Origin of the sequence: Myxococcus sp. CA005, from assembly GCF_006518205.1 — a bacterium.
Taxonomy (GTDB): Bacteria; Myxococcota; Myxococcia; order Myxococcales; family Myxococcaceae; genus Myxococcus; species Myxococcus xanthus.
On record NZ_SRLV01000070.1, the window covers coordinates 23,034 to 46,837 of the forward strand.

The following is a 23,804-nucleotide window of genomic DNA, read 5'->3' on the forward strand; positions in this document are numbered from 1 at the left end:
GGGCTCAGGGCCGGGGGCGTGCCTGGAAGAACTTCCACGCTTCCCGCGTGGCGTCCAGGTGGGGTGTGCCGCCGTGATTGAAGTCCGTGAAGCCGGGCCAGGTGTGCTGGCCGCCCTGCACCGTGCACAGGGACGCGGTGGCGGACTCCGGGCTGCACCCGGTGGCGGCGGTGCAGGTGCTGTCGCCCTGCTGGTACGTCTCCACGGTGGGACCCGTACAGCCGTTGCGCTCGGCCCAGCGGCGCACGGACTCCTCGGCGGACGGGTAGGCGCCGCCGAAGATGCCCAGGTTGTTGCCACCCTGGTAGCGGATGACCGGGTCGGCGGTGCCGTGCATGTGCAGCACCGGCACGGGGCGCGACGGGTTGCAGGGCGTGGCGCCCTCCATGCCCGCCACGGGGGCGATGGCGGCGAAGCGGCTCGCGCGCCGGCAGGCCAGTTGGTACGAGAAGAAGCCACCGTTGGACAAGCCCGTGGCGAAGGTCCGGCGCGTGTCCACGCACACGCGCGTGTCCAGGTCCGCCAGCAACGTGTCCACGAAGCCCACGTCATCGACCTTGGCCGTCCAGGCGGGGCCGCAGCACGCGCCCGCGTTCCACCCCCGGTAGGGGCCGTCAGTCCCCTGGTGATTGATTTCGGAGGTGCTGAGGCCCCGGGGATACACGGCGAGGAAGCCCTCTGTGTCGGCCAGCGTGGACAGGCGCGTCAGCCCCTCCATCTCCACCTCGTTGGAGCCGAGTCCATGGAAGGCCACCACGGCAGCGGTGGGCCGGGTGGCGTCGTAGCCCGGGGGGACGTGGACGCGGTAGTTGCGGGTGCGCCCGTCGTGCTCCACCGTCCAGTCGTAGGTGCCGGGCCCTACCGTGAGGCCGGTGCAGGCCGTGCGCTCCGGCACCGTGGGTTCCTCAACCGTGGGAGGGACGATGCCGGCATCCCCCGTGGGCCGACGGGAAGTGTCCGAGGACGAGCACGCCGTGGCACCAGCGAGCAGGACTCCGAGGGCGAGGCGAGTTCTGCGAAAACGCATGGCCTCGAAGTTAATGGGCCGGAGCCGTGACGCACGAAGTGTCGGCGTCATTTCACCGCGACGCACTCCGCGGCCAGGGCCTCCGCGCGCGTCGGGAAGCGCTCGGACAAGGCGCGCTTCACCTCGGTGACCCCCGCCGTGTTGCCGGTGTGGGCGTGGAGCTGGCAACGGGAGGCCAGCGCTCGTGGGTCCTCGGGAGAGAGCCGGTCCGCTTCGACGTAGGCACGCTCGGCGCCCGCGGTGTCGCCTTGCCGGAAGAGCACGGCCCCCAGGTAGTAGTGCGCCACGGCGAGCTTGGGCGCCTTCCGAATCGCGCGCTTGAGCAGGGTGGCGGCCTCGTCCACGCGCTGCTGTCGGAAGCGCACGAAGCCCAGCTCGGCGAGGCTCGCGGCGTCATCGTGGGAGCGTGTCCACGCGGAGAGCACGCTGGCGGCCTCATCCAGCCGGCCACTCTGCGAGAGCAGCAGGCCGTAGCGGGGCGTCACCTCCGAGGAGCCGGGCTTCCGGGCGTGGACCGTGGCCAGCGCGGCCAGCGCGCCCGGGATGTCCCCCTGACGCTCGCGCAGCTCGGCCAGCGCCAGCGGTGGGCGGAGGTCCTTGGGGGCCAGCGCGGTGGCCTCCTCGAGGGCGCGCTCGGCTCGCTTGCCCAGTCGCAACTCCGTGGCGGCGCGCGCGGCGATGAGGTGCGCTTCGATGTCCTTGGGAAAGCGCGCGACGAAGCCATCCGCCAGGGCCAGGGCCTGCGCGTGCGCGCCGGCTTCCAGCAGCAGCGCGCCCGCCCGGCTCAGCTCCTCCGCGCTTGCTCGGTCATCCGACGCCAGTCCCTCCAGGGCAGCCGCCTTCGCATCCGCCGTGGAGGCGGACTCCGCCCGGGCCAGGCGTTCGGCGGGGGGCGCTGCGGGACGCGTGAGGAACCACGTCGCGCCCGCGCCCACTGCACCCAGCGCGAGCACGCCCGCGATGAGCGGGACCATGCGCGAGCGTCGCCTGCTCGGGGCGTGCTCATCCTGGGCGGTGGAGGCGGCCGTGCCCGTGGGTGCCTTCCGCGTGGCGCCCGCCACCGTCGCCGCGTCGGGGTTCGTGGTCCGGGAGACCTGGGGCCACGCGGTGGGCGCGTCGACCACGCCCAGGATGGGCCGGGTGTGGGGCGCCGGCGTACTTCCATGGGACGGGTCCGCGAGCCGCGCGCGCCGCAGGGCCAGTCGCTTGGGGTCGCGGTCCGGAGGGAAGAGCGAATCCACGTAGGCGGCCAACTGCTCAGGCGTGGCCATCTCCGCTGCGCCACCAATCGACTCGATGGCGGCGATGAAGTCTTCCAGGCTGTCGAAGCGCGCGGCCGGCTCTCGGGCCAGCGCGGTGAGGCACACCAGCTCCAGCGCGGTGGGTACGGACGGGTCGAAGGCAGTGGGCGGCTTGGGGCGTCCCTCCGCGATGCGGCCCAGCACCTCGTCGGCGGACAGTCCGGTGAAGGGCCGGCGGCCACAGAGCTGCTCGTAGAGCATGACGCCCGCGGCGAACAGGTCGGCGCGGTGGTCCACCGGCTTGCCGGCAATCATCTCCGGCGACATGTAGAAGAACTTGCCCTTGAGGATGCCGGGCTCCGTGCCCGAGCCCAGCGCGTCCGCCTTGGCGATGCCGAAGTCGATGACCTTCACCGCGCCATTCACACCCACGTGGATGTTGTCGGGCGTGAAGTCGCGGTGGACGATGCGCAGCGGCCGGCCCGCTTCATCCACGGCGCGGTGCGCCGCGTCCAGGCCCCGGCAGGCCTCCACCAGCACGCGCAGGGTGATGCCCAGCGGCACGCGGTGTCCGTGCTCGGCGGCCTCCTGACGCAGCTCGGCGAACGAACGTCCCTCCAGCAACTCCATGGCGATGAAGGGCTCGGTGCCCTCCATGCCCAGCTCGATGATGGTGACGACGTTGGGGTGTCGCACCTGCGCGGTGATGCGGGCCTCGTTGAGGAACATCTGCACCACGCGCCGGTCCGAGGCGAGGTGCGGCATCAACCGCTTCACCGCGACCGAGGGCCCACGGCTGCCGTCGTCCTCGATGCGGCGGCCCAGGTACACCTCCGCCATGCCGCCTGTCGCGATTCGCGCGGACAGTCGGTAGCGACCCACCTGATAGGGGTTCTGCTCCGGCTCCAAAGTGCGCGCAGTCTACGTGTAGGCGCCCGTCCGCGCACAGTGTTGTAGCCATTACGGCGGGTGGGGGTCCTCTACCTCCCCGCTCGCGCGAGGGAGCGAGAATGTTAACGTCCGTCCTGTCTCATGGGCCTGGCGGGAGGTGGCCCAGACACACGCACGCGCTGCGGCCGGAGGGATGGTTGGGCACAGTCCTCAAGGGTGGTTACGTCGTCGAACTGGAGCCAGCGCTGGTCGAGCGCGTGGACTTGCGCATCGAAGGAGAGCGAATCGTCGCCCGTGGGCCGGACCTGACGCCGGGCCCGGATGACGAAGTCGTGGCGCTGTCGGGCAAGCTCGTCTTCCCGGGGCTGGTGAGCGCGCACCACCGCCTGTACGCGGTGCTGGGCCGTGGCATGCCGCGCCCGCCGCTGGAGACCTACCAGGAAATCCTCGAGCAGGTGGCCTGGCCGTACGAGAACGCGCTCGACCTGGACGCCGTGCAGGTGGCGGGCTGTGCCGGAGGGCTGGAGGCACTTCAGTGCGGCACCACCACCGTGTGCGATTTGCACTCCTCGCCCAAGGCGATTTCGGGCTCGCTGGTGCGGCTGGCGCGCGGGCTCCATGAGGTGGGCGTGCGCGGCGTGCTCGCCTACGCGGTGTCGGATCGCCAGGGGGCGCTCGGGCGCGAGGAGGGGCTGGAGGAGACGGTCAGCTTCGCGAAGAAGGCGAAGGGGCGCTTCCGGGGACAGGTGGGCGCGGCGCCGTGCTTCACGATCGGGCCGGATGCGCTGTCAGGCCTGGCGGAGGCGCTGAAGGCGCTGGGTGATGGCGGCCTGCACCTGCCGCTGGCGGAGGACCCGCTCGATGAGCGCCTGTCCAACGAGAACTACGGTGCCTCGCCGGTTTCGCGGTTGCTGGAGGCGGGCCTGCTGTCGCCCAAGAGCCAACTGGCGCACGTGGGCCACCTGGACTGGGCGGACCTGGCGCAGGTGATTGCCACCGGTGCGTGGCTGGTGCACACGCCGCGCGCCAACCAGGGGCTGGAGGTGGGGTACGCGCCGGCACTGAAGTTCGGGGCCCGGGCCACGCTGGGCGCGGATGGCGTGTCGGCGGACCTGTTCGCGGAGGCGCAGGCGGCGTACCTGCGCTCACGTGAGGCGGGGCAGCCCATCGATGTGCTGCGCTACCTGGCCAACGGGCACCGCATGGCGTCGCAGATTTTCGACGCATCGGTGGGGCCCATGCGCGAGGGCTCGCTCGCCGACCTGCTCATCCTGGACTACCTGCCGGCCACGCCGCTGACGGCGGAGAACCTGGCCTGGCACGTGGTGTTCGGCCTGGGCAGCCGGCACGTGGAGGCGGTGATGGTGGATGGCGTGTGGCGCATGTGGGCGCGCCGGCCGCTGTCGGTGAGCCCCTCCGTGGTGGCGGAGCAGGCGCGCGAGGCCGCGTCGGCGGTGTGGGCGCGGATGGCGGAGGCGGCGAAGAAGTAGCCCGCCTCTGCCTTGTCCGGGGGCGGGATGTCCTGTCTAGTCCCGCCCATGCTCGTGCCATTGCTCGTTGCGGGATTCTTCAGCGGTGCCATTCCCCAGGCCGGAGAGACGGCGCCGGACTTCACGGCGAAGGACTCCGCGGGGAACGTCTACACGTTGTCGGAGATGGTGAAGAGGGGCCCCGTCATCCTGGCCTTCTTCCCCAAGGCCTTCACGGGCGGCTGCACCCGCGAGCTCAAGGCGTACCGGGACCGTTACGCGGACGTGGAGAAGGCGCAGGGGCAGGTGTTGGCCATCAGCATGGATGACGCGGAGTCGCTCACGCGCTTCAAGGCCGAACTGAAGGCGCCGTTCCCGTTCATCCCCGACCCTGAAGGGAAGGTCGTCTCCGCCTATGACGTGAAGATGCCGCTGCTGTCGGTGCCGAAGCGGTACACGTTCGTCGTGGGGGAGGGCCTGAAGATTCTCAAGGTCGAGTCCGGCAACGACGCCATCAACCCGCACGGAGCGATTGTCGCGTGCCCGCTGCGCAAGCCGGCCGGCGCGGACGCGAAGACGCCGGATTCGGGCACGAAGTAGCCGCGCAAGGCACGTGGCTACCGTCTCTGAGCGGGCGCCACGCGCTGCCGGCTGTCGAAGACCTGCGCGGGGCAACCATCGATGAAGGTGTCCTCGAAGGCGCCCCCCGTGTACTCGTCGATGACCCTGCGCCAGAAGGCGATGGCCGGGCGGTTGCGCGGCAGTTGGGACAGCTCCCAGATGCCGGGGAAGAGGTCGAACACGGCCCTGGCCGCGAGCCGGCCCAGGCCGATGCGCCGCTCGTTTCGCAGGATGAAGAACTCGCTCATCCGGAAGTCGCGTCCAGGCGTCATGTAGGAGAAGGGGGACTGTCCCACGAAGGCGAAGCCCACGACGCGGCCCTCCCAGCGCAGCAGCAGGGGGTGGACCTCGGGGGCGGGAATCAGCCACGTGGGCAGGAAGTCCGGCCGCCAGCGCCCCTGTTCGTCCATGGCGTAGTCGACGCCGAACTCGCTCAGGTCGTGGAGGTAGAGCGGGTAGAGGTTTCGAAGCAGTGTGTGCTCGGACGGAGTCGCTCGGAGAATCTCCATGGAGGGCCTCTCGTGTTCCCAGCATGACCCTTCGGGCGTCCGTCGGCCAGGGGGGCTCGGAGGGTATCTGCTGAGCCTTGCGGACGGATGAGGAGGGGCCTGGATGGGTCCTCGTCTCTCCATCCATCGGGTGTCATGCAGGGAAGGGGCGCGGTGGGGCAATCCTCCCATGGAGGCGCTCGGCCTACGTTGCCCTCCACGAGTCCGGGGCTCTGCGGGGGAACCATGAACAGTCAGCGGATGCGCATGGCGAGTGGAATGGACGGCCAGGAGACCCATGCCCCACCCCACGAGGGCAGGCATGCGCACGGCCATGACGCCACGTCGAACCGGGCGGTGCGGCGGGTGCTGATGACAGCCGACGCCGTGGGCGACGTCTGGACGTACGCGCTGGAGCTGACCCGGGCGCTCGCGCCGCACGGGGTGGAGGTGACGCTGGCGACCATGGGGGCGCCGCTCACCAGCGCGCAGTGGGCGGAGGCGCGGGGCATTCCCAATCTCACCGTGGAGGAAGGGCGCTTCCGGTTGGAGTGGATGGAAGACCCGTGGGACGACGTGCGCTCGGCGGGCGACTGGCTGCTCGCGCTGGAGCGCCGCGTGCGTCCGGACGTGGTGCACCTCAATGGCTACGTGCACGGGGCGCTGCCGTGGCTGCACCGGCCCCTGGTGGTGGGGCACGCATGCCGCCTGTCGTGGTGGCGGGCGGTGAAGGGCGAGGACGCGCCCGCATGCCATGCGCGCTATCGCGAGGCCGTCACCGCGGGCCTCGGCGCCGCGGGCCGGGTGGTGACGCCGAGCCGGGACCTGCTCGACTCCCTCCAGATGCACTATGGCCCGCTGACCGCCGCGGAGGTCATCCCCCATGGGCGGCGCGCGGACCGGGTGCCACCTCGCTCGGAGCGGGAGCCCTTCATCCTCGGCGTGGGCAGTCCGTGGGACGCCGCGAAGAATCTCACCGTGCTGGACGCCGCCGCGCCCCGCCTGGGTTGGCCGGTGCGGCTCGCGGGAGACGCGCGCCATCCCTCCGAGCGGAAGGCGGAGCCGCGCCACCTCCAGTGGATGGGGCACCTGGAGCCGCATGTCCTGGCGGCGTGGATGTCGCGCGCATCCATCTTCGTGCTGCCGGCCCGATACGCGCCCTTTGGCCTCACCGCGCTGGAGGCGGCCCTGTCCGGCTGCGCGCTGGTGCTGGGCGACATTCCGGCGCTGCGCGAGGTGTGGGGAGATGGGGCCGCGTGCTTCGTGCCCCCGGACGACGTGGATGCCCTGGTGGAGACGCTGGAGCGGCTGCGCGAGGACACCGGGCTGCGCACCCGGCTGGCCTTGCGCGCGCGGGCGTGGGCGCTGACGTACACGCCCCGGCGGATGGCCAGCCGCTACCTCTCCGCCTACGCCAGCCTCGTGGGCACGCAGGGGGTGCTGTCTCCAGCGGGCACCCCCACGCACTGAGCGGGTGGGGCGTCAGCTCGCCTCGGTGGGGCTGACCGGGTAGTTGCCCGACGCGTGGGCCTGGGCATGCTGCGCGAAGAGGAACCTGCGCACCGCGGCGCGGGTGAGCAGCCCGCAGGTGGGGCTGCCCACCGGGACACTGACGGGCAGGGCATCCACGTCCTCCTGGTCCATGACGTGGAGGGCATGGGACAGGTTCGCGTCGGGGGAGAGCGCAGGCAGCTTGCGCGCCAGGTCACTGGCCACCAGCAGCGGGTATACGGATTCGTCGCGCCACACTTCGCGCAGTTGCTCCACCTGCACGGTGCCGTAGATGCGGCCCACGGTGTCCAGGACGGGCAGGGTGCCCGCCTCGGAGGTGAGCAGCAGGTCCGTCAGCGCCCGCAGCGGCGTGCCCGCGGGCACGGGTGTCAGGTGGGCCATCAGCGAGCGGACGGGGGTGGCCTCCAGCAGGTCCGTGTCGCTCTGGACCTTCGGCGTCTTCCGCTCGGTGAGGTAGTGGCAGAGCGCCGAGGCGATGGTGCACGTCACCATCAGCGGCAGGATGATGTCGTGGTTCCCGCTCAGCTCGTACAGCATCATCATGCCCGTGAGCGGGCCGCGGGTGAGCGCCGCCACCGCGCCGCCCATGCCCACCAGGGCATATGCGCCACTGGGGCCGGTGCTCTCCGGGAAGAAGAAGTGCACCAGGGTGCCGAAGGCGCCGCCCGCCATGGCGCCAATGAGCGCCGCCGGGAAGAATGTCCCGCCCGAGCCACCCGAGCCGATGGTGAGGGCCGTGGCCACCAGCTTCAGCAGACACGCGGTGATGAGGAACAGGAAGGGCAGCCGTCCCAGCGCGGCCAGGTTGATGTAGTCGTGCCCGCTGCCCCAGACGGTGGGGCTGGCGAAGGCCAGGATGCCGGTGCAAAGACCGCCCAGTCCCGCGCGCAGCGGCAGCGGCTTGCTGCCCAGCCACGAGGACAGCCGGTCCTTCCCATGGCCATGGAAGTAGTGCTCCACGCCGTGCAGCAACTGCACGAAGGTGAAGGCGAGCAGCCCACAGGCGATGCCCAGGCCCGCGTAGGCCAGCACCTCGCCGCCGCTGACCAGCTCGTAGGGAACGTGCCGGAGCATGGCGGACTCACCCATGACACCCTGGCTCACCAGGGTGCCGGCCACGCTGGCCAGGATGATGGGGGAGAAGACGCGCAGCTCGAACTCGCGAAGGATGATTTCCATCGCGAACACGGCGCCGGCGATGGGGGCGTTGAAGGACGCGGAGATGCCCGCGCCCGCGCCGCACGCCAGGAGGATGGACAGCTCCTTGCGGCTGAAGCCCAGCACCCGGCCCACGGTGGAAGCGAACGCCGCGCCGCCGTAGACGATGGGCCCCTCGCGGCCCGCCGAGCCGCCGCTGCCAATGGTGATGGCGGACGCCACGAGCTTCAGCAGGCCCCGGTCCGCCGGCAGGGCGTTGGCGCCACTCTTCACCGCCCGCACCACCTCGGGGACGCCGTGGCCATGCGTCTCGGGCTTGTCCCGCAGCAGCCGGCCCACCACCACGCCGCCCAGCGTGGGCGCCAGCAGCATCAGCCACCAGGGCAGGTGGGGCAGTGCCTCGGGCAGGTTGTGGCTGTGTCCGAACACGCTGTTGAGCGCGGACAGCGCCACCAGCGGGTAGTAGAGCGACAGTCCGCCCAGCGCCAGCAGGGCCAGCAGGCGCAGCCGGCGCTTCACCTCGTCACGGGGCCCGCCAGGTTCGATGATGCGCGCCAGCAGCAGCGCGCCGGATGCCAGGGGCACGCCGATGAAGGCGTACTCCGGATGCCAGCGGGCCGCGGCGAACGCCTCCATGAGCGACTGGAACTGGTCCTGGCGAAGCGTGTGCTTCAGCGACGCCGCCCCGAAGGTGAGCCCGCTCACCAACCCGATGAGGTTGGAGAAGATGCCGGCCGCCAGCCCGCTGTACAGGCCGACCACCGCGCCCGCTACCGGTAGGACAGAGGGGCCGGGAAGCCGCAGGCGGTTGGACGCTCTCAGCGCGGCGTGGACGAAGCGGCCCATCGCCGCGCGCAGTTGAGCCCAGATGGCGCGCTGGGCCGTCGCGCTTGATGCGGGTACATCCCCTGCACTCATTGCAGGTCCCACTAACAGTGGGTCAGGCGCCACTCAAGGTTCGTGACGCGGACGTGTGCAGGGCGGCCAGCCGTCGGGTCGCGCCCATGACAGGCGCGTCACGATTTCGCTTCAGCTTCGAACGGCTATCGCCGCTTGAGCATGGCGGAGGGTGGCGGCGCGGAGGTGGGCAGGTGGTCCGCGGCGGTCGTCAGGGCCTCTCGCACCTTGTCGCCCGCGGCCTTCGCCGCATCACTGGCGGCCCGGGCCGCATCCCCCGCGGCCTTCGTGGCCACGAACTGGGCCCGCGCGCCCGAAGCACCCCAGAAGCGGGTAGGGGCCGCCAGCGCCGCGCGCTCTTCGTCGGTGTACTTCTGGAACGCGAACTTCGTGGCCTCGGAGGGAAGCCGCAGCCCCTCCACCACCTTGAACCAGGAGAGCACCTTCAGCGAGTAGTAGCTGAGGTCCACCTCCCACCAGAACCAGCCCTGGTTGGCGGTGTTCTGATGGAAGTGGTGGTTGTTGTGCCACCCCTCGCCCAGGGTGAGGAGCGCCAGCAGCCAGTTGTTCCGGCTGGTGTCCGTCGTCTTGTAGCGGCGCTTGCCGAAGATGTGGCTGAGCGAGTTGATGGTGAAGGTGCCGTGCCACAGCAGGGTGGTGCTGACGAAGAAGCCCCACACCAGCATGGAGAAGCCTCCGATGAAGTAGAGCGCCACGGCCAGCAGGACGGACGGCACCAGGTGGAAGCGGTTGAGCCACACCAGCTCCGGGAAGCGGGCGAAGTCCTTGATGCCCTCCATGCGGGTGTCGTTGTACTTGTCGGAGAGAATCCACCCCGCGTGGCTCCACCAGAAGCCCTTCTGCAGGGGCGAGTGGATGTCCTCCGCCTGGTCCGAATAGCGGTGGTGGTGGCGGTGGTGCGCCGCCCACCACAGCACGCCCTTCTGCGCGGACATGCTGCCCACGAAGGCGAGGATGAACTGGAAGACGCGTCCCGTCTTGAAGGCCCGGTGGGAGAAGTACCGGTGGAAGCCCGCGGTGATGCCCCACATGCGCACGACGTAGAGGCCGACGCACACGGCCACGTCCACCGGCTTCGCGCCGACGGCGAAGACGAACAGGCACATCAGGTGGACTGCGAAGAAGGGGATGGAGGAGAGCCAGTTGAGGCGCTCATCCGCCGCGGGCAGGGCTGGAGACGGTGTCTGCAAGGGAGCCTCGTGCGCTGGGTGGGCCGAGCTGGAACGTGCTCAGCCTCACCCCGCATCAACACCCCCGCCTGTCATCCCTCTGTCAGGAGGCGGCGGATTGCCGCAGCTCCGTCAGCCACTCCTCGAATGCGGGGTACCCATGGAGCGGAGCCAGGTCCTCGTCCGAGGCGGCATAGGCCCCATCGGCGAAGCCCAGCTCCGTGGCGCGTCGCAGCAGCCGCATCGCGTCAGGCACGTTGCGCGCGCGGGCATGGGCGCAGGCCGCGTCATAGGCCAGCGTGGCGCTGGGCGCGTGTTGCAGCGCCGCCTCGCCCACGGCCGCGGCTTCCGAGTACGCGCCCCGGATGAAGAGCACCCGCTCCGCGCAGGAGAACGCCGCCTCCGGGTCCAGGCCCGGGAGCTTCAGGGCCTCCGACTCGCGGCCCATGCGGATGAGCGTGCCGGCGTACTCGTGCATCACGGTCCGGTCCGACGAGGACTGCCAGGCCTGCTTCCACCACTCCACCGCGCGGGCGTCATCGCCCACCAGGGAGAAGGACGCCGCCACCGCGTGCGGCTCCACGGGCAGGCCCTGCACCTGCGAGAAGTGGTCCAGCGCCTGGCGGCCCTGGCCCTCCTTCAAGGCGAGCCAGCCCATCAGGTGGTGGGCATGGCTGGCCACCCGCGGCGTCAGGCCCTCGTTGGCCTCCAGCACGGACGCGCCCAGCCGCCGCGCCTCGTCCATGCGGCCCGCGTCGAGCGCGGCCCGGGCCTCGCGCAGCTTCTCCGCCAGCGGCCCTTCCAGTGGGACGCTCTGCGCCTGTCCGTTGCGCAGCGCCTCCGCCACCACGCGGAAGGACTGCATGCCGTACATGGCGAAGATGAGGGTGAGCAGGAGCCAACCCGACCGCAGGCCGTACACTACGGCCCCCACGCACACTAGCAGCGCCAGCCCCTGCGCCAGCACGAAGCCGCGCCGCGGGCCGAACACCCGCGTGGCCAGGGTGGTGGTGATGCGTCCCCCATCCAGCGGGAGCACGGGCAGCATGTTCAGGAACGCCCAGAAGAAGTTGGCGATCATGAAGGTGAGCAGGAAGAAGTCGAGCGCGGGCGAGCGGCCCTCGAGCAGGAGGTAGCCCACCCCGCTCGTCACCCCCAGCATCAGCCCGAAGAAGGGGCCGGCCGCGGTGATGAGCAAGTCCCGCTTCCACGGAAGGGGGCCTGGCGCATCGGTGGGGAGCGTGTGGCCACCCATCCAGACGAGCGCGATGCTTGGCCGGTAGCCGAACAGGCGGCTGGCCAGCGCATGCCCCATCTCATGGATGAGCACGGACACGAAGACGATGAGCATCCACGACAGGATGTAGACCACCATCGCGCTGGCGTGGCCCAGGGGGGGGGCTCCATCCACCTGGCGGAACGGCCAGCCGTTCTGGGCCGCGGGGACGGAGCTCCAGGCCAGCATGCCGGACACCAGCAGGTGGCTGGGGTGGACTTCGACGGGAATGCTCCCGAGGCGAAAGCGGAACATGGGGACGGACCTTAACCGTTAGGACCTCCGAGCGCAGGCACTTGCTCACCGTCTCCGCCATGTCCCGGGCAAATCCGCTAGGTTCCCCGCCCTTCATGCCGCAGCTTGGTCCTTACACCCTGCCGAATCCGTACATCCTGGCCCCCATGGCCGGGGTGAGCGAGATGCCCTTCCGTGTGCTCGCCTTCCGTCTGGGCGCGGCGCTCTGTCCCACCGAGCTCGTCAGCTCGCAGGGGCTGATGCGCGCCAACCAGCGGACGTTGAAGTACCTGCGCTACGACGCCGAGGTGGAGCGGCCCTACTCGCTCCAAATCTACGGCGGTGAGCCGGAGGCCATGGCCCGGGCCGCGGTGGTGGGGCGCGAGGCGGGCGCGCAAATCATCGACATCAACATGGGCTGCCCGGTGAAGAAGGTGGTGAAGAACGGGGCGGGCAGCGGCCTGCTCTGTGACGTGCCCCGCGCGGCGGACATCGTCCGGCGCATCCGTGAGGCCACCGGCCTGCCCGTCACCTGCAAGATTCGCTCGGGCTGGGACGCCCGCAGCCTGAACTATCTTCAGGTGGCTGGCGCGCTCCAGGAGGCGGGCTGCGCGGGGCTGGCCATCCACCCCCGCACGCGCGAGCAGGGCTATTCAGGGCAGGCGGACTGGAGCGTCATCGCCGACCTCAAGCGCCACTTCCCGGAGCTGCCCATCATCGGCAACGGGGACGTGAAGACGCCCGCGGACGCGGCGCGCATGCTGGAGACCACCGGCTGTGACTTCGTGATGATTGGCCGCGCCGCGCTGGGCAACCCGTGGATCTTCCGCGAGCTGCTCGGAGGCCCGCCCGCCACGCCGCGCGAGCGCTGCGAGCTGGTGCTGGAGCACTTCCGGGCGCACCTGGACTTCATGGGGGACCCGCTGGGCGCCGTGCGCTCCTTCCGCAAGCAGTTGGCGTGGTACGCCCACGGCTTGTACGGCGCCGCGGCCTTCCGTGCGGAGGTGAACGGCCTGGACCTGCCGTCAGCGGTGGAGGACTGCGTGCGCCGCTTCTTCGCCGCGGCCCATGTGGACCTCGCGGGCCCCGGTGAGGAGCAGGACGTGGACTACCGGGCGGCCCTGGGCTGAGGGCACGGCGCTTCTCTATCTATATATAAGGAGGGAGCCCGTGCCCTTCGTGGGCGGCGCGCCGCTCAAGCGCCCGAGGGGCGGACGGCGTCTGGCGCTACCAGCTTCCGTCCGGTGGCCACGGCGCGGAAGTAGTCACACGCGGGCGTGGGGCTGCGGCGGAGCGTGTCGAAGTTGACGTGGTAGAGGCCGAAGCGCGGGCCCCAGCCCTCCAGCCACTCGAAGTTGTCGAGCAGGCTCCAATAGAGGTAGCCGCGCACGTCCACGCCCTGCGCGCGCGCGGCCAGCACCTGGGCCAGGTGGGAATGGAGGTAGTGGGGCCGGCGGACGCCGACGCGGTCATCGATGCCGTTCTCCGTAATCCACACCGGCTTCCCGTAGCGCTTCACGTCGCGCAGCGTCTGGAGGAAGCCCTCCGGCCAGTCCTCCCACCCGATGTCGGTGAGGCCCCGGCCGTGGATGTCCCGGTACTTGAACTCGATGAAGGGCGGGCGCGGCACGAAGCGCAGGTGCGCGCGGGTGTAGTAGTTCACCCCGATGAACTCCACGGAGTCCCGCGCGCCAGGGATGTCCACGCGGGTGGAGGCCACGCCCGGCATGGTGACGCGCAGCTTGCCGGTGGCCAGCGCCTCGTGGAACGCATGGTTGTAGGCCTGGGCCCCGAGCCTCACCAGCGCACGGTCCAAGGGGTGCCACCACCGGTCCGGCGCGAAGGCGAGCATGTTCTGGGAGATGCCCAGCTCCACGCGGCCCAGCCGGGACAACAGTTCCTCCCGGGCGGCCACGTGCGAGCGCACCAGGTTCTCCATGGCCCGCATGGTGGTGGGGCCATCCGCGAGGCCCGGAGGAATGGCGCCCTGCAGATACCCCCCCAACAGCAGCACCATGGGCTCGTTGAAGGAGATGACCAGCGCGTCCAGCCCCTCCAGCAGCGCCGCGCACCGCTTCGCGTACCGCCGGAAGACGTCCACGCTGGCCGGCTGGTGCCACGGTGTCTCCCGGTGGAACCAGGTGGGGTGCGTGAAGTGGTGGAGCGTCACCACCGGCCGCAGGCCATGGGCCTTCATCTTCAGGAGCCGCTCCCGGTAGGACTCCAGCGCCGCCTCGTCGAAGCGCCCGCGTTCCGGCTCGATGCGCGCCCACTCCAGGGAGATGCGGAACGCGGTGGCGCCCACCGCCCGGGCCAGGGCGTAGTCCTCCTCGTAGCGGTTCCAGTGGTCCACCGCGGGGCCGCAGCGAGCGTCCGGCTCCTTCAGCTTCCCGGCGCGTTCCCACTCGGCCCAGTCGTTCTCGATGCCGCCCTCCACCTGGTACGCGGCGGTCGCGACGCCGAAGGTGAAGTCCGCGGGGAAGGTCTGCTCGGTGGCGCTCATGTGGTGGCGAACCGTAGACGCCGCACCCCACGACGAAAAGCGCCGCGTCGCTCGCGCGCATGCGCCGCGGCATGCGCCAACGTCGTGCTCGAAAGTGGCCGAAACGTGTCCGGAGCCGGAAACTCGGCCTCGCGCGCGACACCTCGGATGCGCTCGCGAGTGTCCGCGAGGTGGCGTTCGGCACCTCCGGACGCGCTCGATGCCGAAAAATCGGCCTCGCACGCGATGCAATACATCACCATGCGTTGACACACTGGCATGTCGCCCGTACCATTCACTTCAAGCACTCACTCCCATCAAGAAGAGTGCAGGGCCTCGGTTGACCTGGGGCCAACCACTGAACTGGAGGATTCTGATGGCCGCTAAGAAGAAGACCGCTGCGAAGTCCGCGACCAAGAAGGCTGCCAAGACCGCGAAGGCCACGAAGGCGGCGAAGTCGGCGAAGAAGACGACCGCTCGCAAGACGGCTGGCAAGACCGCGACCAAGAAGGCGGCCGCCAAGAAGACCACCCGCAAGGCGGCCAAGAAGGCCCCGGCTCGCAAGCGCACCACCAAGGCCAAGACGGTGGCGGCCCCGGTTACGCCGGAGTCCTGAGCAGTCCCGTCGTCATGAGCGGACGGTAGTTGACGTCCGGTGAACGGCTCGGCGAAACCCGCCGGGCCGTTTTCATTTTCAGGACCCGGAGTGCCCCATGTCGCTGCGTCCCGTGGAGCTGGAGCAGGTGGTGGCGGAGCTGGCGGAGCGCCTCACTGGCGCGGTGGCGCAGAAGGCCTGGTGTCCCCTTCCCAGGCTCGCCTACGTGGAGCTTCGCGTCCCGGGCAAATCCATCCTGTTGTGCCTGTGCGCGGAAGGTGACCTGGCCCGGGTGTCCGTGGCGGATGATCGCTTCCCCACGCCGGGCGAGCCCGCCCCCTTCCAGCGGTGGCTGCGTCAGGAGCTGACAGGCTTCAAGCTCCAGGGCGCCCGCTTCATGGAAGCCGAGCGCGTGGTGGCCTTCGACTTCGAGCGCGAGGACGTGCGCCGGCGCCTCCTTCTGGAGGTGGGCGCGCCCGGTGGTCTGCTGCTGCTCAGCGACACCGGCCGCGTGCTGATGCTCTCCGGTGAGGGCTTCGCGCAGCGCCGGGGCCTGCATCCGGGCGCGGCGTGGACGCCGCCGGAGCCGCCGCCGCCCGAGGCCCGCGAGAAGGCCCGGAGCCAACCCTCGCGGCTCGCTCCCCAGGACTCGGATGCGCTGCCGTATTCCCAGGCCGCGGAGCGCCTGCTCGGAGCGCGCGACAAGGCCAGCCGCTCGGAGACCATCCGCCGCCGGTTGGCGCAGCCGTACCGCGCGCGCCTCAAGCGCGCCTCCCGCACGTTGGAGAAGGTGCGCGCCGAGGCGGCCCGCGGCCCGGACGCGGAGAAGCACCGCGAAGTGGGCGAGCTGCTGGCGCAGAACCTCTACCTCCTCAAGCGTGGCGCCACCGAGGCGGTGCTCACCGCCTATACAGAGGAGGGCGCGAAGGAGGTTCGGGTGACGCTGGACCCGAAGCGCACCCCGAAGGAGGAGGCGGACTGGCACTTCCACCAGTACCGGCGGCTGCTGCGGGGCGTGGAGCAGGCGCGTCATCGCGAGGCGGAGCTGGCGCGCGAGGTGGCGCACGCGCAGCAGGCGCTCACGCAGATTGAGCGGATGGAGGACGCCGCGCTGCTGTCGCAGGCGGAGGTGCTTCAGCTCCCCAGTGGGGGCGAGGGTGCGCGGGAGGGCCGGCCCTTCAAGGAGTACGTGGGCCATGGCGGGGCGCGCATCTGGGTGGGGCGCGGCTCGGAGGACAACGACGCGCTCACCTTCAAGGTGGCCAGACCCTGGCATCTGTGGCTCCACGCGCGCGGTGTCCCGGGCAGCCACGTGGTGCTGCCGCTGGAGAAGGGGCAGGAGGTGGCGCAGGAGGTGTTGCTGGACGCGGCGCACCTGGCGCTGCACCACTCCGGGGCCAAGGGCGAGCCGCGCGGCGAGGTGAGCTACGTGCCCGCGAAGTTCGTGCGCAAGGTGAAGGGCGGCGCGCCGGGGCAGGTGACCTTCACGCGCGAGAAGACCTTCGTGGTGCGCATGGAGCCCGAGCGCCTGGAGCGGCTCCTCAAGTCCCGGCACGCGGAGCCGCCCGCACCGTGAGGGCGCGTCGTACGCTCGCCTGCCCTTCCCTCCTGTTAGTGGACGCTGCGTGCGAGCGCGGTTGACGGGCTGACGGTGAGGAGGCGGGCAGGGGACCGCCGCCCTTGAGTCCCCGGAAGTGCGGGGTACGATGCGCAGCCGCGTGTCCCCCGAGCAATTTCGCCAGACGTCGCTCTTCCCTCGAGGTCTCTCCGCCGCCAGCCGCGCGGCGGAGGGCACGGCCGCACCCCGGCCCGAGGGGGGACCTGCCGCGCCCGTGGCGCCCGCGCCGCGGCCCGTCGCGCCGCCCGTGCCCATGCCGCAGCGCAACCTCCCGCCCGACGATGCACCCCGCATCGTCACGCGTCCGCCCACGCGGGAGGAGCTGTGGTCCCGGGCTGAATCGCTGGCCTGGCGGCTGAGCGCCGAGCTGGGCATGCCGGTGCGCCTGTCGGTGACGGACAACCGCTCCACCATGGTGTCCTTCCGCCGGGGCTCCGCGGTGCTGGCGCTGCGGCTGCACCACATGTTCCTGGACGCGCCGGAGCCGGTGGTGCGCGCGGTGGCGGACTACGCGGGCCGGGGACACCGCACCGCGGGCGCCATCCTGGACGAGTACATCCGCGGTCAGCAGCCGCGCATCCGCCAGATGCGCCGCGAATCCGACGCGGACCTCAACCCGCGCGGGCGCTGTTTCGACCTCCAGGCGCTTTACGACGCCACCAACCGAGATTTTTTCCAGGGCCTCATCCAGGCCCGGATTGGCTGGGGGCGCATGCCTCCGCGCCGCCGTCGCAAGTCCATCCGCCTGGGCGTCTACGACCACCAGACGCGTGAGATTCGCATCCACCCGGCGCTGGACACCCCCGAGGTGCCTTCCTTCTTCGTGGAGTTCATCATCTTCCACGAGATGCTCCACCAGCTCTTCCCGAGCACGGGCCGGGGTGGCCGCCGCGTGCATCACCCGCGTGCCTTCCGCGAACGCGAGCGAACATTCCCGCATTACGCCGCCGCACTGCGTTGGGAGCGGGAGAACCTGGGCGTGCTGTTGCGCGGATGAGCGCCGCGTCGTTCGCTGGCTCATTTACCGTTTTACCGAGCGAAGCGGCGCATGCAGCGTGCTTGACGCTGCCGTGAGGGAAACCCATCCTCACGAGCTCTATGCGAAGAGCGAAGATTGTCTGCACCCTCGGTCCCGCCAGCCAGAGCCAGGAGATGCTCGAAGCGCTCCTGGAGAACGGCATGGACGTGGCTCGCCTGAACTTCTCCCACGGCAGCCACGAGCAGCACGCGGAGAACATCGCGAAGCTGCGCGCCGCGTCGCTGAAGGTTCGCAAGGCGGTGGGCATCCTCGGCGACCTGCAAGGCCCGAAGATTCGCACTGGCCGTTTCGTGAAGGGCAGCACCGAGCTGAAGGAAGGCGGCACCTTCCACATCACCACGGATGAAACGGTCCCGGGCACGGACGAAATCGTGTCCACGACGTACCCGTTCCTGGCCGCGGACGTGAATCCGGGGGACCGCATCCTCCTGGATGACGGCCTGCTGGAGCTGAAGGTCCTGGAGACGGACAAGCAGAAGCTCATCCGCACGCAGGTCATCCACGGCGGCACGCTGAAGAACAACAAGGGCATCAACCTGCCCGGCGTGGCGGTGCGCGCGGAGGCGCTGACGCCGAAGGACCGTGAGGACCTGGTGTTCGGGATCAAGGCCGGCGTGGATTACATCGCGCTGTCCTTCGTGCGCCAGCCGTCCGACCTGGACACCGCGCGCCAGGCCATGGCCGAGGTGGGCCGCACGGTGCCCATCATCGCCAAGCTGGAGAAGCCGGAGGCCATTGCCCGGCTGGACGCCATCCTGGACAAGACGGACGGCGTGATGGTGGCGCGCGGCGACCTGGGCGTGGAGATTCCCCCCGAGGAAGTGCCGGCCGTCCAGAAGGACATCATCCGGCGCTCCAACCTGCGCGGCCTGCCCGTCATCGTGGCCACGCAGATGCTGAACTCCATGATTGATAACCCGCGCCCCACGCGCGCCGAGGCCAGCGACGTGGCCAACGCCGTGTTCGACGGCGCGGACGCGGTGATGCTGTCGGGCGAGACGGCCAGCGGCAAGTTCCCCATCGAGTCCGTGCAGATGATGGAGCGCATCATCCTGGCGGCCGAGTCCTCCGCGCGCACGACGCAGTCGCTGATGCGCGTGCTGGAGACGCCGGTGGGGCTGCCCAACCACTTCCCGGACGTCATCGCGCGCGTGGCCTGCGAGGCGGCCAAGGCGAGCAACGCCTCGCTCATCGCGGCCTTCACGCTGTCGGGTGTGACGGCGCGCCTGCTGTCGCACTACCGGCCCCCGGTGCCGATTGTCGCCTTCAGCCCCAACCAGGAAGTGCGCCGCCGGCTGTCGCTGTTGTGGGGCGTGGTGCCGCGCGTGCTGGAGCCCACCCAGGACACCGAGGCCATGGTGAAGCGCGTGGAGGAAGAGCTCCTGGCGCGAGGCCTGGGCCGCAAGGGCGACCGCATCGTCATCGTGTTCGGCGCGCCCGTGGGGCAGCCGGGCAAGATCAACAGCCTGCGCCTGCACACCATCCAGGGCTGAGCGGCTACTTGATTCCCTGGAGGACCTTCCGGGGGATGTCGGCCTCGATGAAGACGGTATAGAGCGCCGGGTCCAACTGCCCGGCGTCGGACTCGCGCCGGAGGATGTCGAGCGCGAGCGTGTGCGGCACGGCCTTCTTGTAGGGCCGGTCGCTGGCGGTGAGCGCGTCGTAGATGTCGCAGATGGACATCATCCGTGACTGGACGGGGATGTCCTTCTCCGCGCGGGGGTAGCCGGTGCCATCCAGCTTCTCGTGGTGGGCGTAGGCAATCTCCGGCACCCGGCGCAGCGTGCGCGTCCACGGAATCTGGGACAGGAAGCGGTAGGTGTGCTCGACGTGGCTCTCGATTTCGCGGCGCTCCTCGGGGGAGAGCGTGCCGCGGGCGATGGAGAGCGACTGGATTTCCCCCGGCAGCAGCAGCGGCTGGGCCTTGTCGTGGGCATCCAGGAAGCGCAGCGCACCCAGCTCGTGGAGCCGCTCGAAGTTGCCCTGCGCGAGCACGGTGGGGCGGTTGCAGGAGAGGATGAACTCCAGCACCTCGTCCAACTGCCACGACTCGCGGGCGAGCCGCTCCTCTTCCTCGGCCTCGATTTCCGCCAGGTTCGCCTGGCCGCGAATCTTCACCGCTTCCAAGCGGCGGCGGTAGCTCTGGAGCTGCAAGTCCTTCCGGGCGAGCTGGAAGCGGGCGCGCAGGCCTTCGAGCTCATGCGGGTAGAGCTTCTCCGCCTTCACCAGCACGGGCTCGCGCACGCCCACCTTGCCGAAGTCGTGCAGCAATGAGGCGTAGCGCAGCTCCTGAATCTCCCCGGCGGAGAAGCGCGTGTGGGCGTAGGGGCCGGTGGACAGGTGCTCGAGCGCCTGGGCCATGGCCACGGTGAGGTCGGCCACGCGGCCGGAGTGACCGGCGGTGGTCGGGTCTCTGGATTCGATGGCGACGACGGAGGCGGAGACGAAGCCCTCGAAGAGGCGGTTGATGTCCTCGTGGAGGAGGGCGTTCTCGATGGCGCCCGCGGCCTGGGCGCCCAGGGCGAGCAGCAGCTCCTCGTCCTCGGCGTTGAAGCTGGCGCCGTCCAGCTTGTTGAGGGCCTGGATGACGCCCGTCACCTCGCCGCCGGCGTCGCGCATGGGGACGCAGAGGATGGTCTTCGTCTGGTAGCCGCTGGAGACGTCGAACGAGCGGTTGAAGCGAGCGTCGGCGTAGGCGTCGGGGATGTTGATGACGGCGCCCGTCTGGGCCACCTGTCCGGCGACGCCGCTGCCCACCGGGAGGCGGATTTCGCTCTTGGAGCCCTGGGCCACCTTGCTCCACAGCTCGTTGCGCTCGCGGTCCAGGATGAAGAGCGAGCAGCGGTCCGCCTCCACCACCTTGGTGGCCTCGAAGAGGATGAGCGGCAGGAGCAGGTCGAGGTCGCGCTCGGCGCTCATCGCCTTCGCGACATCCAGGATGGACGTGAGCTTCGCCAGGCGGCGGTTCAGCTCGGGCTGTGGGGCGGGTTGAGCGAGCACCGGCGGCTCCGTGAGAAGCGGCCAGCGGCCGCGAAGGGCTACAAAGTTCTAGCACGGGTAGACAGCACACTGCCTCGGGGGACCCACCTGGCAGGTCCCTGGCTGTCTGGTGGACGTCGCCGCGTTGCGTTCAGCCTTATCCAGCGCGCGGGTTGCGGTTATGAAGCGCGGCATGAGCCGCCGCCCCGTTCGCATCTCTCCTTCGCTTTTGTCCTGTGACTTCGGCCGCTTGGCCGAAGAGGTCCGCGCCATCGAAGCCGCTGGTGCGGATTGGATTCACGTGGATGTCATGGATGGCCGCTTTGTGCCGAACATCACGATTGGCCCCGTGGTGGTGGAGGCCATCAAGCGGGTGGCGACGAAGCCGTTGGACGTGCACCTGATGATTGTGGAGCCGGAGCGCTACGTGGAGGCCTTCGTGAAGGCGGGGGCGGACGTGCTGACGGTGCACGTGGAGGCCAGTCCGCATCTGCACCGGACGCTTCAGCAGATTCGCAATGCCGGGGCGAAGCCGGCGGTGGTGTTGAACCCGGGCACGCCGCTGTCGGCCATCGAGGAGGTGCTGGGCGACGTGGACATGGTGCTGCTGATGAGCGTGAACCCGGGCTTCGGCGGGCAGAGCTTCATCGAGTCCACGGTGGAGAGGGTGCGCCGGCTGCGCGGGATGTTGGATGCGCGCGGGCTGAAGGACGTGGACATCGAGGTGGACGGCGGCATCAACGCCACCACGGCGAAGCGGGTGGTGGAGGCCGGGGCCACGGTGCTGGTGGCGGGCAGCTACGTCTTCGGCTCGAAGGACTACGCGGAGGCCATCCGCTCGCTGCGCTCGTGAGGCGCGGCGGACTTCAGGTGCGAGGGCGCGCCACGGAGGAGGCGAGCCGGGCGACGCGGGTCATGAAGGTGGGGTCGAAGGGCTTCACCTCGTAGTCGTCGGCGCCGAGCTCGAAGCAGACGTGGCGGGTGAACTGGTCCTCGACGGCGCTGAGGATGATGACCTTGCAGTCGCGGGTGTTGGGGTCCTGCTTGAGCTGGGCGAGCAAGTCCCGGCCGTCCTGGTGCTGGTTGATGTCCAGGATGATGACGGCCGGCCGGTGCTCGCGGGCGAGCTCCAGGACGCGCTCGGACGTGGTGTCCGAGATGCAGTTCAGCCCGGAGCGTTTCCCCTCGCGGGCGAGGGCGGAGACGATGAGGGGTTCGTCATCGGAGATGAGGACGACGGGGGGCGGCGTCATGGCATCGCGGTGCAACAATGCAGGCTGCCTCGTGAGTGTAGCAGGGAGGGAAACTGTCCGGGAGTACAGGAAATTCGTGGTCTTGGGAAGCGGAGTCGGGGGCCACCCGGGCAGCGCCCGGCTGCCTGCTCCCTCTGAGCGGGGAGGGGTGGAAGAAAAGGTGATCCGAGGACGTTGACTCGGCTGGGCGGCTCGGGTACTACCGCCCGCACTTCGCCGGTCCCGAGAAGGACCGTCCGGCGAGGCGACATATCGGGGAGTGGCTCAGCCTGGTAGAGCACTTGGTTCGGGACCAAGGGGTCGCAGGTTCAAATCCTGTCTCCCCGACCACGTCATGAAGCGGGCTGGAGATCGCAAGGTCTCCAGCCCGTTTCGTTTTGGGGCGATAGTCCTCGCGGCTCTGGCCGACCGGTTGCGGGCGCGAACCTCGGGGCACCTGGGCTGGATGGAGACGCGAGCCTGGAGTTCCTGGCGCGGGTAGGTGCGGAATTCATCGGCCCATTTGCCGGCAGATTGGCACCACTTCGAGCTGTGGCAGGTCGTCGTAGTTGAAGTCAAACGCGAATTTGCCATCGGCGGTGATGGTCAGCGTGGCCGTGTGCCAGTCGTGGCCGTTCTTGCTGAGTGTCGCCATCCGGGTCCTCAACTCGTCGAAGGCGTCCGTGACTTCGTCTGTCGCGGCGAAGGAGCGCTGCTGCCCGTCGGCGAGGCGGTACCGGCCGGTTTCTTCGGAGAAGAGGGGGATGGCCAGGTACGAATAGGTGGCCTGAACCCAGCCGTCTTCAGCTTGTTGTACACGCCTTGGGCGATGGTCTGGTGAAGCTGTTCGATGTCGGGCGTCACGTCTAGAGTCTGGGGTTGGCGAGCAAACGGCTCTTCGTGGTCGTGCCGATTGTCCCGTTAATCCGAAGCTTGCTGGCGCGAAGTATAGGATGGATGGGAGCCCTGTTTGTTGGAGTGGGTCATCGGTACAACGAGCCGTGGACGAGATTGCTCTCTCGACGCCTGGAGCCAAGACTTCACTGACTCCCATGACTGACTTTGACACCCCAGGACGATGGCTCATCGCGGAGGCGGTCCGGATGCTGGTGGCCAACTGGTCGTCACGTGATGAGCGGAGGCGTCCTTGGGGGACCTGGGTTCTGCTGTGGGGGGCTATCGAGAGTGATGAGGAACTTGAACGCCTCAGGATTGCTGTGCCGCTGCTAGGGGCTTGGTTCCTGAGCGACTCCTGTTTCGTTCGCCATGACGTGTGGCGCTATCTGCGCCACCGCTCCATGCAGCATTCTTCCTTGTACTCCCCACTGGCGACAAGGGTCGGAGTGCTTGAAGTCGCTCCGTATCGTCGCGAGCCTGCGGTGTACGCGGCAAGTCACTGCGGACTACGGGATGCGTACGGAGTGCGACTGGAGAGGGATTCATCCGGCCAGTTGACCGAGCATCGCATCTGGATGGCGTGACCTCTCGCGGACTCCATCAGATCGCTGTTAGAACGCCGCCGCGTGGGTCCGGTGATGGAACTACCCCCGCCAAATCAGGCACGACTTGGATTGGCTCACCCTTTTACGCGACAACTTCCCTGACGCAGGGGGGGAAGGTGCTGTGTCCTGGTACGAAGACCAGCGTGCGAGGCCATTGCGGCAGCGTTGAAGCACCGTAAGTATCCGGCCAACGACGTGCTGAGAGCCGTGCAGGGGCCCCGATTAGCACTACTGCGTCAGGGCCCCGACGGGTGGACGGGGAGATCGGGTGGGCTGCGCGAGGAGCGTGGGTGGTTGGAGCGGTGGCAGGTGGGGCAGCGCGGCAGCCAGGTGGCAATCCCCCGGGCCATGGC

The 23,804-nt window shown here is 69.7% G+C and carries 19 protein-coding genes and 1 tRNA gene; 10 read left to right on the forward strand and 10 right to left on the reverse strand.

Annotated features, from left to right (window positions below):
• Positions 1 to 4 precede the first annotated feature (4 nt).
• Together FMQ63_RS26510 and FMQ63_RS26515 are read right to left on the reverse strand one after the other, a co-directional pair.
• Positions 5 to 1,027: a PHB depolymerase family esterase gene (locus tag FMQ63_RS26510; protein ID WP_011556246.1), complete on the reverse strand. Its 1,023-nt coding sequence runs from the start codon at positions 1,025 to 1,027 to the stop codon at positions 5 to 7.
• Between the two features lie 47 nt (positions 1,028 to 1,074).
• Positions 1,075 to 3,177, reverse strand: a complete 2,103-nt coding sequence (locus tag FMQ63_RS26515; protein ID WP_020478037.1) for a serine/threonine-protein kinase — start codon at positions 3,175 to 3,177, stop codon at positions 1,075 to 1,077.
• Between the two features lie 179 nt (positions 3,178 to 3,356).
• Here FMQ63_RS26515 and FMQ63_RS26520 point away from each other — a divergent pair, with 179 nt between their 5' ends.
• Together FMQ63_RS26520 and FMQ63_RS26525 are read left to right on the forward strand one after the other, a co-directional pair.
• Positions 3,357 to 4,649: an amidohydrolase family protein gene (locus FMQ63_RS26520; RefSeq protein ID WP_011556244.1), complete on the forward strand. Its 1,293-nt coding sequence runs from the start codon at positions 3,357 to 3,359 to the stop codon at positions 4,647 to 4,649.
• Between the two features lie 48 nt (positions 4,650 to 4,697).
• A complete protein-coding gene (locus FMQ63_RS26525; RefSeq protein WP_011556243.1) occupies positions 4,698 to 5,228 on the forward strand; it encodes a peroxiredoxin in 531 nt (176 codons plus the stop codon).
• Positions 5,229 to 5,245: 17 nt separating this feature from the next.
• Here the strand turns inward: FMQ63_RS26525 and FMQ63_RS26530 are convergent, their stop codons facing one another.
• On the reverse strand, positions 5,246 to 5,758 hold the full coding sequence (locus tag FMQ63_RS26530) for a GNAT family N-acetyltransferase (RefSeq protein ID WP_011556242.1): 513 nt from the start codon (positions 5,756 to 5,758) through the stop codon (positions 5,246 to 5,248).
• A gap of 240 nt (positions 5,759 to 5,998) precedes the next feature.
• On the opposite strand from FMQ63_RS26530, the gene FMQ63_RS26535 reads away from it, so the two are divergent.
• Positions 5,999 to 7,207 carry a glycosyltransferase family 4 protein gene (locus FMQ63_RS26535; RefSeq protein ID WP_020478038.1) on the forward strand — a complete coding sequence of 403 codons (1,209 nt, stop codon included), beginning with the start codon at positions 5,999 to 6,001 and terminating at the stop codon, positions 7,205 to 7,207.
• A 12-nt stretch (positions 7,208 to 7,219) separates the two neighbouring features.
• On the opposite strand, the gene FMQ63_RS26540 is transcribed toward FMQ63_RS26535, so the two are convergent.
• The 3 genes from FMQ63_RS26540 to FMQ63_RS26550 all read right to left on the reverse strand — a co-directional run bounded on the left by FMQ63_RS26540 (position 7,220) and on the right by FMQ63_RS26550 (position 12,025).
• Entirely contained in the window at positions 7,220 to 9,253 is a 2,034-nt protein-coding gene (locus FMQ63_RS26540; protein WP_011556240.1) for a chloride channel protein, read from the reverse strand.
• Positions 9,254 to 9,450: 197 nt separating this feature from the next.
• Entirely contained in the window at positions 9,451 to 10,515 is a 1,065-nt protein-coding gene (locus tag FMQ63_RS26545) for an acyl-CoA desaturase (protein ID WP_011556239.1), read from the reverse strand.
• Positions 10,516 to 10,597: 82 nt separating this feature from the next.
• Entirely contained in the window at positions 10,598 to 12,025 is a 1,428-nt protein-coding gene (locus FMQ63_RS26550) for a M50 family metallopeptidase (RefSeq protein ID WP_011556238.1), read from the reverse strand.
• Between the two features lie 95 nt (positions 12,026 to 12,120).
• On the opposite strand from FMQ63_RS26550, the gene dusB reads away from it, so the two are divergent.
• Positions 12,121 to 13,134 carry a tRNA dihydrouridine synthase DusB gene (gene dusB, locus FMQ63_RS26555; RefSeq protein WP_011556237.1) on the forward strand — a complete coding sequence of 338 codons (1,014 nt, stop codon included), beginning with the start codon at positions 12,121 to 12,123 and terminating at the stop codon, positions 13,132 to 13,134.
• Between the two features lie 65 nt (positions 13,135 to 13,199).
• Here dusB and FMQ63_RS26560 read toward each other — a convergent pair whose 3' ends face one another.
• On the reverse strand, positions 13,200 to 14,507 hold the full coding sequence (locus FMQ63_RS26560) for a glycoside hydrolase family 1 protein (protein ID WP_011556236.1): 1,308 nt from the start codon (positions 14,505 to 14,507) through the stop codon (positions 13,200 to 13,202).
• A 355-nt stretch (positions 14,508 to 14,862) separates the two neighbouring features.
• On the opposite strand from FMQ63_RS26560, the gene FMQ63_RS26565 reads away from it, so the two are divergent.
• The 4 genes from FMQ63_RS26565 to pyk all read left to right on the forward strand — a co-directional run bounded on the left by FMQ63_RS26565 (position 14,863) and on the right by pyk (position 19,231).
• Positions 14,863 to 15,102 (forward strand): hypothetical protein, encoded by a 240-nt coding sequence (locus FMQ63_RS26565; RefSeq protein ID WP_020478039.1) that lies wholly within the window; start codon positions 14,863 to 14,865, stop codon positions 15,100 to 15,102.
• A 97-nt stretch (positions 15,103 to 15,199) separates the two neighbouring features.
• Complete coding sequence (locus FMQ63_RS26570) at positions 15,200 to 16,657, forward strand: NFACT RNA binding domain-containing protein (protein ID WP_011556234.1); 1,458 nt, start codon at positions 15,200 to 15,202, stop codon at positions 16,655 to 16,657.
• Between the two features lie 118 nt (positions 16,658 to 16,775).
• On the forward strand, positions 16,776 to 17,696 hold the full coding sequence (locus tag FMQ63_RS26575) for a hypothetical protein (RefSeq protein WP_011556233.1): 921 nt from the start codon (positions 16,776 to 16,778) through the stop codon (positions 17,694 to 17,696).
• Between the two features lie 101 nt (positions 17,697 to 17,797).
• Positions 17,798 to 19,231 (forward strand): pyruvate kinase, encoded by a 1,434-nt coding sequence (gene pyk, locus FMQ63_RS26580; RefSeq protein WP_011556232.1) that lies wholly within the window; start codon positions 17,798 to 17,800, stop codon positions 19,229 to 19,231.
• Between the two features lie 4 nt (positions 19,232 to 19,235).
• Here pyk and FMQ63_RS26585 read toward each other — a convergent pair whose 3' ends face one another.
• Entirely contained in the window at positions 19,236 to 20,738 is a 1,503-nt protein-coding gene (locus tag FMQ63_RS26585; protein ID WP_011556231.1) for an HD family phosphohydrolase, read from the reverse strand.
• A gap of 172 nt (positions 20,739 to 20,910) precedes the next feature.
• Here FMQ63_RS26585 and rpe point away from each other — a divergent pair, with 172 nt between their 5' ends.
• Complete coding sequence (gene rpe / locus FMQ63_RS26590) at positions 20,911 to 21,570, forward strand: ribulose-phosphate 3-epimerase (RefSeq protein WP_011556230.1); 660 nt, start codon at positions 20,911 to 20,913, stop codon at positions 21,568 to 21,570.
• A 13-nt stretch (positions 21,571 to 21,583) separates the two neighbouring features.
• Here the strand turns inward: rpe and FMQ63_RS26595 are convergent, their stop codons facing one another.
• Positions 21,584 to 21,970, reverse strand: a complete 387-nt coding sequence (locus tag FMQ63_RS26595; RefSeq protein WP_044276566.1) for a two-component system response regulator — start codon at positions 21,968 to 21,970, stop codon at positions 21,584 to 21,586.
• Positions 21,971 to 22,223: 253 nt separating this feature from the next.
• Here FMQ63_RS26595 and FMQ63_RS26600 point away from each other — a divergent pair.
• Positions 22,224 to 22,300: transfer RNA gene (locus tag FMQ63_RS26600), tRNA-Pro, on the forward strand.
• Positions 22,301 to 22,460: 160 nt separating this feature from the next.
• Here FMQ63_RS26600 and FMQ63_RS38150 read toward each other — a convergent pair.
• Complete coding sequence (locus tag FMQ63_RS38150; RefSeq protein ID WP_309247157.1) at positions 22,461 to 23,036, reverse strand: immunity protein YezG family protein; 576 nt, start codon at positions 23,034 to 23,036, stop codon at positions 22,461 to 22,463.
• Between the last annotated feature and the right edge of the window lie 768 nt (positions 23,037 to 23,804).

Bases quoted from the DNA above. Each gene is read 5' to 3' on its own strand.
- FMQ63_RS26510 (WP_011556246.1), bottom strand. From the start codon at position 1,027: ATGCGTTTTCGCAGAACTCGCCTCGCCCTCGGAGTCCTGCTCGCTGGT.
- FMQ63_RS26525 (WP_011556243.1), top strand. From the start codon at position 4,698: ATGCTCGTGCCATTGCTCGTTGCGGGATTCTTCAGCGGTGCCATTCCC.
- FMQ63_RS26530 (WP_011556242.1), bottom strand. From the start codon at position 5,758: ATGGAGATTCTCCGAGCGACTCCGTCCGAGCACACACTGCTTCGAAAC.
- FMQ63_RS26535 (WP_020478038.1), top strand. From the start codon at position 5,999: ATGCGCATGGCGAGTGGAATGGACGGCCAGGAGACCCATGCCCCACCC.
- FMQ63_RS26540 (WP_011556240.1), bottom strand. From the start codon at position 9,253: ATGGGCCGCTTCGTCCACGCCGCGCTGAGAGCGTCCAACCGCCTGCGG.
- FMQ63_RS26550 (WP_011556238.1), bottom strand. From the start codon at position 12,025: ATGTTCCGCTTTCGCCTCGGGAGCATTCCCGTCGAAGTCCACCCCAGC.
- dusB (WP_011556237.1), top strand. From the start codon at position 12,121: ATGCCGCAGCTTGGTCCTTACACCCTGCCGAATCCGTACATCCTGGCC.
- FMQ63_RS26560 (WP_011556236.1), bottom strand. From the start codon at position 14,507: ATGAGCGCCACCGAGCAGACCTTCCCCGCGGACTTCACCTTCGGCGTC.
- FMQ63_RS26565 (WP_020478039.1), top strand. From the start codon at position 14,863: ATGGCCGCTAAGAAGAAGACCGCTGCGAAGTCCGCGACCAAGAAGGCT.
- FMQ63_RS26570 (WP_011556234.1), top strand. From the start codon at position 15,200: ATGTCGCTGCGTCCCGTGGAGCTGGAGCAGGTGGTGGCGGAGCTGGCG.
- pyk (WP_011556232.1), top strand. From the start codon at position 17,798: ATGCGAAGAGCGAAGATTGTCTGCACCCTCGGTCCCGCCAGCCAGAGC.
- rpe (WP_011556230.1), top strand. From the start codon at position 20,911: ATGAGCCGCCGCCCCGTTCGCATCTCTCCTTCGCTTTTGTCCTGTGAC.
- FMQ63_RS26595 (WP_044276566.1), bottom strand. From the start codon at position 21,970: ATGACGCCGCCCCCCGTCGTCCTCATCTCCGATGACGAACCCCTCATC.
- FMQ63_RS38150 (WP_309247157.1), bottom strand. From the start codon at position 23,036: ATGAGCCATCGTCCTGGGGTGTCAAAGTCAGTCATGGGAGTCAGTGAA.